The organism is Burkholderia stagnalis (assembly GCF_902830275.1).
In the GTDB taxonomy this organism is placed as follows: Bacteria; Pseudomonadota; Gammaproteobacteria; order Burkholderiales; family Burkholderiaceae; genus Burkholderia; species Burkholderia stagnalis.
Genome location: NZ_CADESW010000018.1, coordinates 127291 through 138066 on the forward strand (window position 1 = coordinate 127291; position 10776 = coordinate 138066).

At 68.7% G+C, this 10776-nt stretch carries 9 protein-coding genes; 3 read left to right on the forward strand and 6 right to left on the reverse strand.

Annotation, left to right across the window (positions count from 1 at the left end; translation table 11 throughout):
- Positions 1-4: 4 nt before the first annotated feature.
- Together HWY45_RS26945 and HWY45_RS26950 are read left to right on the forward strand one after the other, a co-directional pair.
- Positions 5-709, forward strand: coding sequence for a hypothetical protein (locus HWY45_RS26945; RefSeq protein ID WP_059883400.1), 705 nt, complete (start codon positions 5-7; stop codon positions 707-709).
- Between the two features lie 572 nt (positions 710-1281).
- The gene (locus tag HWY45_RS26950) at positions 1282-2442 is read left to right on the forward strand and encodes a DUF3466 family protein (RefSeq protein WP_081069817.1); all 1161 of its coding nucleotides are present in this window, start codon (positions 1282-1284) and stop codon (positions 2440-2442) included.
- Positions 2443-2831: 389 nt separating this feature from the next.
- Here the strand turns inward: HWY45_RS26950 and HWY45_RS26955 are convergent, their stop codons facing one another.
- From HWY45_RS26955 to HWY45_RS26975, 5 genes are all read right to left on the reverse strand, one after another.
- Positions 2832-3158: a hypothetical protein gene (locus tag HWY45_RS26955; RefSeq protein WP_059564959.1), complete on the reverse strand. Its 327-nt coding sequence runs from the start codon at positions 3156-3158 to the stop codon at positions 2832-2834.
- A 328-nt stretch (positions 3159-3486) separates the two neighbouring features.
- Entirely contained in the window at positions 3487-3819 is a 333-nt protein-coding gene (locus HWY45_RS26960; RefSeq protein ID WP_059564960.1) for an H-NS histone family protein, read from the reverse strand.
- Between the two features lie 563 nt (positions 3820-4382).
- Positions 4383-5573 carry an acetyl-CoA C-acyltransferase gene (locus tag HWY45_RS26965; RefSeq protein ID WP_059883402.1) on the reverse strand — a complete coding sequence of 397 codons (1191 nt, stop codon included), beginning with the start codon at positions 5571-5573 and terminating at the stop codon, positions 4383-4385.
- 19 nt (positions 5574-5592) lie between these two features.
- Positions 5593-6360 carry a 3-hydroxyacyl-CoA dehydrogenase gene (locus HWY45_RS26970; protein WP_059806573.1) on the reverse strand — a complete coding sequence of 256 codons (768 nt, stop codon included), beginning with the start codon at positions 6358-6360 and terminating at the stop codon, positions 5593-5595.
- Positions 6361-6390: 30 nt separating this feature from the next.
- Complete coding sequence (locus HWY45_RS26975; protein ID WP_059883404.1) at positions 6391-8058, reverse strand: acyl-CoA synthetase; 1668 nt, start codon at positions 8056-8058, stop codon at positions 6391-6393.
- 149 nt (positions 8059-8207) lie between these two features.
- Between HWY45_RS26975 and HWY45_RS26980 the strand changes: the two genes are divergently transcribed.
- Positions 8208-9194, forward strand: a complete 987-nt coding sequence (locus tag HWY45_RS26980) for an AraC family transcriptional regulator (RefSeq protein ID WP_150999379.1) — start codon at positions 8208-8210, stop codon at positions 9192-9194.
- A gap of 111 nt (positions 9195-9305) precedes the next feature.
- Here HWY45_RS26980 and HWY45_RS26985 read toward each other — a convergent pair whose 3' ends face one another.
- The gene (locus HWY45_RS26985; protein ID WP_059564964.1) at positions 9306-10610 is read right to left on the reverse strand and encodes an MFS transporter; all 1305 of its coding nucleotides are present in this window, start codon (positions 10608-10610) and stop codon (positions 9306-9308) included.
- Between the last annotated feature and the right edge of the window lie 166 nt (positions 10611-10776).

Consider the following 10776-nt stretch of genomic DNA (forward strand, 5'->3'; position numbering starts at 1 on the left):
CACCATGGCGATCAAGGCCACCAGCTATTCCGGCGGCACGTACCCCTACCCCGTTCGCGAGCGCGACGGTTCCAGGAAAGCAGACGGCTCGGCGAGCACCGGGCTTTCGCTGGGCGACGTGCTCAAACGGAACGAGGAGGCCCGTGTGGCATTGAGCGACCTTGGGCGGTCATCGGCGCAAAGCGCGAAGGAGTATGCGCGCAGGCGTCTGGAGGAGATCGAGGAGATGCTGCGACAACTGGCCATGCTCGGGCTGTCGCCCAGGCAACTCGCGGCGATCATCAAGGAAGTGAAAGGCCTCGTCGCGCAATACCGGGATGCAGGAAAAGCGCTGGGTGGCGACGTGTCCGGTGCTTCCCCGGCCGTGTCGGGGGACGGCGGAAACGCGAACGGCATGGCGGCGGGTGGTGGTGCATCGGAGGCCGCTGCGTCGACGGATGCTGCGACGGCAGTGGCGAGTGTTGCGGCCGGGGATCCATCGACCGCGCGTGATGCGATCTCGCCGTCGGACATCCTTTCGCAATCAGGTGCTGGCCGCCAGGATAGTCCCGCAAACGCCTATCTTGCGATGGCCGGCAAGCTTTCCCCCGCCAATGACGCCGATACCGCCGATGCGAAATTCATGGTGCATGCGAACGGCCTGCTGGAGCGGCTCAAATCGATGCTGAAGCATGCGCAGCGTGAGGCCGATCACGTCAGTCCGCGATGAACGAAAAAGGGGCTTCGCGGATTTCGGGAAACGCGGGGTGGACGGTCGGCGATCAGCCAGCTGCGGCCGTTCGATCTCGCACCACGCGATCGTTCAAGTGTCGGCTTCGCTCCATCAACGGCCGCTTGTGACAGCACGATCGAGACGACATTGCACGCGCGGCGGCAAGAGAGGCAGCGCGCGTCGGCCCGTGTGAACGACGGGCGGGCGCGGCCATGCAACGGCGCGTCGCCACCGGGTTCATGTGCCGTGCGGTGGCCTCGTTTCAGCCACGAAACGGTTTTCGCTCGAATCCCTCTGCCCGCGACCAACACGGACACCGGAGCGCTTGTCGTGTCGGCATCGGCGCAAATCTTGCGTGATCGCGTGATAGCCCAAAAAGGCGTGGCGATCGATGCGCCCGGCGCAGTCATTCCAGATCATCGATTTCCCGGCGCGGAGGCTCGATCCGCCTGCGTTTCGAGCAGTCCGGCGCCGCTTGCTTTAGCTCATGAGACATATCGCCGACCTGCCTGCGCAGGCGGCTGTCCACGAGATGCCGGGGGGAAGTCCATCCAGAAGGAGTGACTGACATGTCCGGAACCCCAGGTATTCCCGAGCTGGCGACATCCCTCTTTTCGGCGGCGCGTGTGGTCGCACATAAGACGCTGGCCAAAGCCTTCGGCGCCAAAGCCACACAGCGCGGAAAGGGATGCACGGCGACATTCCCCTGCAAGCAAGGTCGCTTCGGCCACCATGCGCTGATCGCGTCGGCCCTGATAGGCATCGCCGCGCTCCAGCCCGCCACTGGCCAAACGTTCGCCATCCATGACCTCGGCACGCTGCCCGGCGGAAATGACAGTTACGCTTCCGCGATCAATGATCGTGGCCAAGTGGTGGGGCAGTCGTCCATCGCTACGGCCGGCGGGCCGGACACGCACATATTTCTTTTCGAACATGGCGTGATGACCGACTTCATCACGCTCCGGGGCGGCGACGCGAACGGGATCAACGCACGGGGTCAAGTGGTCGGCTCCGCGAACCCCGCGACACATCCGGGTCGGTTCGCTTACCTGTATCAGGACGGGGCCGTGACCAACCTCGGAACGCTTCCGGGTTTTACCGATAGCGAAGCTTATGGAATCAATGCGAACGGCCAGGTGGTCGGCCTCGTGAGCCGCGGACGGGGAAGGCACCAGTTCAGAAACGCTTTCCTGTATCAACATGGGGTAATGACGAACCTCGGCGCGCTTCTCAATCCTGACCAAAACAGCTTCGCAACTGCAATCAACAATCGTGGCCAGGTGGTTGGCTCATTGGGCAACAGCGCGCTCGGGCTTGAGCACGCCTTTCTGTTCGACAAGGGCGTGATGACCGACCTTGGCACGCTCCCCGGCGGCCACGCCAGCGATGCCAGTGCGATCAACAATCGCGGCGACGTGGTAGGAACATCGTCCACCGCGACCGGTGCTCACGCATTTCTTTATAAGGATGGCGTGATGACGGACCTGGGCACCCTCGGCGGCAGCATGAGTGAAGCGACGGGCATCAACGATCGCGGCGAAGTGGTCGGCACCTCGACCACCGCGACCGGGGACAGGCACGCCTTTTTTTACAGAGACGGGGTGATGACCGACCTCGGTACGCTCGCCGGTCACAACGAGAGCTTCGCCGTCGGCATCAATGAGCGCGGCGAAGTGGCCGGATGGTCTGGAACGTGGTCCGGGCAGCGCGCCGTCCTCTGGACGCGATAGAACGGCCGATAACCGGCTGTACACAACGCGCATTCGAACTCGGGGCCAGCCATCGCGCGTGGTCCCGCAGCGCTGTTTTGCACGGAGGTGCCCTTCGCCCGCTCCCGCCGTTCCCGGACAGCAGTGTCTGTCGCATCCGGAACGCTGCCGTCGTCGCATCAGCGGGACGAGCAGCCGGAACGGGCCAAACAGCCCCCCGCCACCCCGCGAAAACAAAAAAAAGCCCGCAAAACGCGGGCGAGCTTCGCTGTGAGAAACCTCTAACAACAAACTGGACGGCTGATCGTACTACTTGAAAAACCGCCATTCGAGACAGGTAAACCCGCTCACGGTTTACCCGCCCGCAGCCCCGGCCGCCCCGGCCATCCCGGCCGGGGCAGTCGAATACCTCAGTGCATTTTCTGCTTCAGGTCAGACAGTTCGGAGTGCATCGAACTCACCGCGCTCATCACGCCGGCATCGACGCCGCCGGCCTGCGTGCACGCGCGTTCGGCGCGATCGCCGATCCGTTCGAGATCGTCGATCCATTGGCGGATGCGATCCTCGTCGCGTGACGCCATGATCTTCCTGGCCGACTTGCATTCCCGATCCAGCTCGTCCACCCAGTCGAGCAGCGCCCTGGGCGCCGTCTTGTCCGAGTGGCAGGTTCGCGATGCGTCGCTGATCGTTTGCTGTAGATGGCTGAAGCGTTGCTGCATCTCGCTGGCTTGCAACATGATGACCTCCTTCACGAACGTCGGCGCCCGGCGGGGCCGGGCGGCCGATCAAGCCGCGTTTCCCGTTCGATCGTCATGCGCGGGCCATCGCCGCGGCCGCCTTGGCTCCGGAGCGGCACGCCGGCCCGCGACGGGCGGGCTTCTAGTGTAGGTCATCGCGGGATGCCCGTCGGCCGGGCATCCGATGCGCGGCACCGCGCGGCCCGGGGTCGCCACCCATCAATACGACCCCGCGCCCCGACCCCATCACGCACGACGGCCGGCACAGGCAAACGCCCGCCGGCCGACTGCGCGATCACGCGCGATGCAGGTACGAGAATTGCGAGAATTACTCTTCGCCCGGCCACCAGGGCTTGGCGGTGGAAGCGGGCTGGATCAGGTAGTCGTCGAGGTTCTTGTCGACCAGCCATTTCGGGCGGGCGCCGCGCCCTGTCCACGAATTGCCGGACGACGGATCGTAATACTTGGCCGGCAGCTTCTTCGGCTTGTCCTTCACGAAGCCGGCCGCACGCAGGAGCTCCACCTCGGTGATGCCGAACTCCTTCACATGCTCGCGGATCGCGGCCAATGCTTCTGCCTTTTCTTTCTTGCGGGCCTCTTCAACGAGCAGGTTGAGATGGCCGAGCTGCTGTTGCAGCGTTTGGATTTTGCTGGATGTCACGTGGCGTAGTCTTCGTCGATGCGGTGCCTGGCGGCACCCAGATACATGGATGTCCGTCACTCGTTCACAGTCTGCCTGGCCGCTACGGGATGGCCCCCTCCCGCACCGCATCGCGCGGCACGCGCGCTGCTTCGGTGTCCGTCGAATCGGCCCGAGCGGGCGCCGATGCCGGATTGCCGGAAAAATCGGGGAAAACGCCGGGGACGTGTCGCGCTCGTCAGCACGACCGAAGGTGTCGGACTCGACAAAGTTACCGGTCCGGCCACTCGCGCCGCCGACAAATTTGCCGGCCGCCTGCGAACCGTTCGGGGCCCGTCACGTCAAGCACACTGGAACAATTCGCGATTGTAGCAGCCGGCGCGCGGGCGTCACCTGTCCCGAACGGCCAGCGGCCGTTTTTCGGAGGTGTCGCCCGGGTTGGACGCGTGATCCGCGTGGCGCGGCGTCCATGCAGCGCAAGTGGCCGGCCGGCGAATCGGTGCAGCCAGCCGCTGCCGGCCGCGCCCGATTCGCCTGCGCATTCGACGTCGTCGCGAATCCGGGGGCGGATTCGCGTGGCCGCGTCAGGACAGCCGTTCGATCGCGATCGCCGTCGCCTCGCCGCCGCCGATGCACAGCGACGCCACGCCGCGCTTGAGGCCGTGCGTCTCGAGCGCCGCGAGCAGCGTGACCATCACGCGCGCGCCCGACGCGCCGATCGGGTGCCCGAGCGCGCACGCGCCGCCATGCACGTTGACCTTGTCGTGCGGCAGGTCGAGATCGCGCATCGCCGCCATCACGACCACCGCGAACGCCTCGTTGATCTCGAACAGGTCGACGTCGCCCAGCCGCCAGCCGGTCTTCTCCGACAGCTTGCGCAGCGCGCCGATCGGCGCGGTCGTGAACAGCCCCGGCTTGTCCGCATAGGTCGAGTGGCCGACGATCACCGCCTTCGGCACAAGGCCGCGCTTCTCCGCTTCCGAGCGGCGCATCAGCACCAGCGACGCGGCGCCGTCGGAGATCGACGACGCATTCGCCGCCGTCACCGTGCCGCCTTCGCGGAACGCCGGCCGCAGCGTCGGGATCTTGTCGAGCCTGGCCTTGCCCGGCTGCTCGTCGATGCTCACGAGCGCCTCGGTCTTGCCCGCGCTCACGCGCACCGGCGCCACTTCGGCCGCGAAGCGGCCTTCCGCGATCGCCTTCTGGGCGCGCGTGAGCGACGCGATCGCGAACGCATCCTGCGCGTCGCGCGTGAAGCCGTAGGCCGTCGCGCAATCCTCGGCGAACGTGCCCATCAGGCGGCCCTTGTCGTACGCATCCTCGAGGCCGTCGACGAACATGTGGTCGAGCACCTGCCCGTGGCCCATCCGGTAGCCGCCGCGCGCCTTCGGCAACAGGTACGGCGCGTTGCTCATGCTCTCCATGCCGCCGGCCACCGCCACGTCGGCGGAGCCCGCGACCAGCAGGTCGTGCGCGAGCATCGCGGCCTTCATGCCGGAGCCGCACATCTTGTTGACCGTGGTCGCGCCCGTCGCCAGCGGCAGCCCCGCCTTCAGCGCCGCCTGGCGCGCCGGCGCCTGGCCCTGCCCGGCCGGCAGCACGCAGCCGAAGACGATTTCGTCGACCTGTTCGGCCGGCAGCCCCGCGCGTTCGAGCGCGGCGCGAATCGCCACGGCGCCCAGCTCGCTCGCGGATGCCGCGGCCAGGTCGCCCTGGAAGCCGCCCATCGGCGTGCGCGCCGCGCCAACGATGACAATCGGATCGTGTGTCGTCATGATTCCCTCTCCTTGTGGATCAGCGCGGCGCCATGCGCAGCGCGCCGTCGAGTCGAATGACTTCGCCGTTTAGCATCGGGTTTTCGGCGATATGGCGCACCAGCGCCGCGAATTCGTCGGGCCGCCCGAGCCGCGACGGGAACGGCACGCTCTTGCCGAGCGAGTCCTGCACTTCCTGCGGCATCCCGGTCAGCATCGGCGTCTCGAAGATGCCCGGCGCGATCGTCACGACGCGGATGCCGAAGCGCGCGAGCTCGCGCGCCACCGGCAGCGTCATCCCGGCCACCCCGGCTTTCGACGCCGCATAGGCCGCCTGCCCGATCTGCCCGTCGAACGCCGCCACCGACGCGGTGTTGACGATCACGCCGCGCTCGCCGTTCGCATCGGCGTCCTGCTTCGACATCGCGTCGGCCGCGAGCCGCATCATGTTGAAGGTGCCGACCAGGTTGATCGACACCGCGCGCGCGAAGCTGTCGAGCCGGTGCGGCCCGTCGCGCCCGACCACCTTCTCGCCCGGCGCGACGCCCGCGCAGTTGACGAGCCCGTCGATGCGCCCGAACGCGTCGAGCGCCGCGGCGATCGCGGCCTGCCCGTCGGCTTCGCTCGTCACGTCGGCGGCCACGGCGCGCGCCGCCGCGCCGAGCTCGCGCGCGACGCCGGCGACGGCGTCCGCATTGACGTCGGCCAACAGCACGCGGCCACCCTGCGCGACGACCATCCGCGCGACCGCGGCGCCGAGGCCGGAGCCCGCGCCCGTGACGACAAATACCCGGTTATCGATGTTCATTGATGCCACTCCATTCAGGAATTCAGGAATTCAGGAATTCACGTTCTGTTCGACGGCCATCTTGCGCAGCACGAAGCGCTGCACCTTGCCGCTCGGCGTCTTCGGCAGCGCGTCGACGAATTCGACCGCGCGCGGGTACGCATGCGCGGACAGCCGTTTCTTCACATGCAGGCTCAGTTCGTCGGCCAGTTCCGGCGAACCCGCGTAGCCGGCCGACAGCACGACGTACGCCTTGACGATCTCGGTGCGCTCGGGGTCGGGCACGCCGATCACGGCCGCCTCCATCACCGCCGGATGCTCGATCAGCGCGCTTTCGACGTCGAACGGGCCGATGCGGTAGCCGGCCGACGTGATCACGTCGTCGGCGCGGCCGATGAAGCTGATGCTGCCGTCCGGCTCGAGCTCGACGCTGTCGCCGGTGCGGTAGTAGCCGCCGGCGATGGCCGGCGTCGCCTGGCGCCAGTAGCCCGAGAACCACAGCAGCGGCGATTGCGCGATGTCGACGGCGAGGATGCCGGGCTGGTTCGGCCCGAGCTCGCGGCCGGCGTCGTCGAGCACCGCGACGCGGTAGCCGGGCATCGCGAGGCCGGCCGAGCCGGGATGCACGGGGTGCGCAAGCCCGTGGTGGTTGTTCACCACCATGCCGAGCTCGGTCTGGCCGTAGTGGTCGCGGATCGGCGCGGCGAGTTCGGCGTCGAACCAGCGGATCACTTCCGGGTTCAGCGGCTCGCCCGCGCTGCTGACCACCCGCAGCCGTCCCTTGATGCGCGCGGCCGGCCCGGCGCCGGCCGCCATCAGCAGCCGGTACGCGGTGGGCGAGCCGGCGAGGCTGGTGATGCCGAGCCGCTCGATCACGTCGTAGGTGCCCTCGACCGTGAATCCGCCTTCGTAGAGCGTCGTCGCGTGGCCGAGCAGCAGCGGCCCGGTGATCGCGTAGTAGAGGCCGTACGCCCAGCCCGGATCGGCGATGTTCCAGAACCGGTCGCCGGGGCGCAGGTCCACCGCGTCGCGCATGTACGCGCCGAACGCGAGCAGCGCGTGCAGCGGCACCGGCACGCCCTTCGGCAGCCCGGTCGTGCCCGACGTCGACATCATCAGGAACAGGTCCGCGCCGGTGCGCGGCACCGGCTCGAACGCATCGGGCTGCGCGTCGAGCGCGGCGCGGAAATCGAGATCGCCGCCGGCCAGCGGCGCGTCGGGCGCGCGCACGGTCGCGACCGGCGGGCACGCCGCCACGTCGTCGAGCTTGGCCCGGTTCGCGGTGTTGGTCACGACCAGCTTCGCGTCGCTCATGCGCAGCCGGTGTTCGATCGCCTTCGGCCCGAACGCCGTGAACAGCGGCTGGTAGACGGCGCCCGCGCGCCACGCGCCGAGCACCGTCGCGACGAGCTCCGGCGTGCGCGGCAGCAGCCCGGCCACCACGTCGCCGGGCCGGATGCCCTGCGCGACGAGCAGGTTCGCGACCCGCGCCGACAGCGCCTGCATCTGCGCGAAGCTGAAGCTGTGGTGATGCCCGCCCGCATCGATCCAGTCGAGCGCCGTGCCGCCGTCGGCTACGTGCCGGTCGCAGCATTCGACGCACGCGTTCAGCCCGCGCGCGAGGTCGCCGTGCAGGCGCGCGGCGGCCGCTTCGACGCTGAAGCCGGCCAGCGCGTCCGCATAGGCGGGCGTGGCGTCGACGACGATCTGATCCGACATGGGTGTCTCCTCCCGTTGTATCGCTGCCGGCCGGGCGACCGGAGCCGCAGATTCGTTCCCGATGGTAGTCATCGCCGACATTGCAAACAATGACAAATCGGGTCTACGATCTTGATCGGATTTGCCATGTCGGATGGAGGAGGCTTGCGGTGGAACGGCAGATGATCGCGTCGGGTTTCGTCGAGGATGCACTTGCGTGCCTGCGCGTGCAGGGCGTCGACGTCGCGCCGCTGCTGCGCGCGGCGGGCCTGCCCGGCGAGGTGGACGCGCCGGTCACGGTCCAGCAGTACGGGCGGCTGTGGCTCGCGATGGCCGAAGCGCTCGACGACGAGTTCTTCGGCCTCGCCGCGCGCCCGATGCGGGTCGGCAGCTTCGCGCTGCTCGGGCATGCGGTGCTGCACACGCGCACGCTCGAACAGGCGCTGCGGCGCTCGCTGCGCTTCCTGCGCGTGGTGCTCGACCATCCGCACGGCACGCTGCAGGCGAGCGGCGGCGAGGCGCGCATCGTGCTCGCGGACGTGGGCGCGCCGCGCCCCGCGTTCGCATACCGCACGTTCTGGCTGGTCCTGCTCGGGCTCGCGTGCTGGCTGATCGGGCGGCGCATTCCGCTGCGGCGCATCGACTTCTCGTGCCCGAGCCCCGAACATCGCGCCGACTACAGCCAGTTCTTCGGCGCGCCCGTGCATTTCGACCAGCCCGACTGCCGGCTCGCGTTCGACGCGGCCTACCTGCGGCTGCCGACGATCCGCTCCGAACAGGCGCTGAAAGCCTTCCTGCGCGGCGCGCCGGCCAACATCCTGGTGCGCTACCGGCACGACTCGGGATGGGTCGCGAAGATCCGCACGCACCTGAAAGCCGTCGCGGCCGCGGAATGGCCGACCTTCGACGCGCTCGCCGCGCAGCTCGGCGTGCCGCCGGCGACGCTGCGGCGGCGCCTGCGCAGCGAAGGGCAGAGCTTCGCGGCGATCAAGGACGAGATGCGCAGCGTGATGGCCCAGGCGCTGCTGCGCGACGGCGAGCGCAGCGTGGCCGACATCGCGTCCGAACTGGGCTTCTCCGAGCCGAGCGCGTTCCATCGCGCGTTCCGCAAATGGACCGGGCATTCGCCGGGCGCGTTCCGCCGCGACGGTGAGTGATGCCGGGCGCGGCGGGCTGATACGCCCCCCTTCGTCGGCTGCGCCGCATTCCGCGCGGCGCGGCGCCACGCATCGCCGCAAGCGGCGCGCCAGGTTTTCCGGCGCCGTGCTTCAGCATGCCTCGTCGGGCACGAGCAGATCGATCCGGCGCATGCGCGGATGCGCGAACATGCACGCGCACAGCAGCACGCTCGCCGCGCCGGCGACGACGAACAGCAGCGCGACGCCGCCGCCCGCGCCGATCCCGAACCACGCATGCGCCGCCTGCGCGAACGCGCCGCCTGCCGCCAGCGCGGGCTCCAGCACGCGGTCGACGACGAATCCGCCCGCCGCAACGACGATCGTCATCGTCGCGATCATCAGCATGCTGACGCACGACAGCACGCTGGCCCGGTTGCGCGCCTGAATCTTGCGCATCCACAACGCGTTGCAACACCCTTCGGCGACGCTGCCCGCCGCCAGCGCGACGAACGCGATCGCGCAGTACGTCGACGTCGACGACGCAAGGCCGATCGACAGCATGCAGAGCGACAGCACCGTATCCGCGCACACGACGATCAGCATCAGGCGCTGCGGGTTGGTCGCCGCGACGAGGAGCGACATGCCGGCGAGCCCGCCGAGCGCGGCCCACGTATAGACGAACCCGAGCTCCGCGCTCGAATGCTGCGCGAGCACGAGCGGCGCGATCATCATCGTCGCGAGCGAGATCAGCGCGCTCTGGAGCATCACGTAGACGAGCAGCCCGAGCAGCAGCGGCTCCGCCTCGAAGAAGCGCCGCGCGCTCGCGAGGCTCGTCAGCACGTCATGGAGCAACGGCCGGTTCGCGCACGCCGGCTCGACGGATGCCGCGCCGAGACGGCCGAGCGCCGCGAGCACGCATAGCATCGCCGCGACGCTCGCGACGAAATGAATGGCGAACACCGCCTGCAGGCCCGCGCCGCCCATGATGATGCCGCCGAGCAACGGCGCGGCGAGCGTCGAGACGTTCTTGCCGATGCCGATCAGGCCGTTCGCGCGCGTCAGCCCGTCCTTCGTCACGAGCGAACCTACCGAGGCCTGATAGGCGGGCCCCCGAAACGCGCCGACCGCCGACGCGCAGCCGTTGAACACGTACAGATGCAGCGGCTGCAGCCGGCCGGCCAGCAGCAGCGCGAGCAGCAGCAGCGTCAGCAGCGCGAGCGCCGCGTCGGCCGCGACGATGATGCGCTTGCGGTCGAGCCGATCGGCGAGGCCGCCCGCGAACGGCAGGATCAGCACCGACGGCAGCGTCGCGGCGATCACCGTATTCGAGAAGGCCGTCACCGAGCCGGATTGTCGATAGACCCAGACGCCGAGCGCGAACGACATCAACGCCGCGGCGAACTGCATCGTCGATTCGCCCAGCCAGAAGAAATAGAAACGACGACCTAGCGACATGCATTCCTTATCGGGTTGAGCGCGACGGCGCAGGGACGGCGCGCGCGTCGCGTCGCGCCCGGCACCCGCGCGGCGGGCGCGTGGGCAGGCCTGCCGGATTAGATCACCGGCGCCGGACCACGTCTGTCATGGGAATGCATGACGGCGCGCGCGCATTGTCCGGCGT

What these genes read in the sequence shown, in the direction of transcription:
- HWY45_RS26965 (WP_059883402.1), bottom strand. Translation starts at nt 5,573, where the DNA reads ATGACGACACACGATCCGATTGTCATCGTTGGCGCGGCGCGCACGCCG.
- HWY45_RS26955 (WP_059564959.1), bottom strand. Translation starts at nt 3,158, where the DNA reads ATGTTGCAAGCCAGCGAGATGCAGCAACGCTTCAGCCATCTACAGCAA.
- HWY45_RS26975 (WP_059883404.1), bottom strand. Translation starts at nt 8,058, where the DNA reads ATGTCGGATCAGATCGTCGTCGACGCCACGCCCGCCTATGCGGACGCG.
- HWY45_RS26945 (WP_059883400.1), top strand. Translation starts at nt 5, where the DNA reads ATGGCGATCAAGGCCACCAGCTATTCCGGCGGCACGTACCCCTACCCC.
- HWY45_RS26970 (WP_059806573.1), bottom strand. Translation starts at nt 6,360, where the DNA reads ATGAACATCGATAACCGGGTATTTGTCGTCACGGGCGCGGGCTCCGGC.
- HWY45_RS26950 (WP_081069817.1), top strand. Translation starts at nt 1,282, where the DNA reads ATGTCCGGAACCCCAGGTATTCCCGAGCTGGCGACATCCCTCTTTTCG.
- HWY45_RS26985 (WP_059564964.1), bottom strand. Translation starts at nt 10,610, where the DNA reads ATGTCGCTAGGTCGTCGTTTCTATTTCTTCTGGCTGGGCGAATCGACG.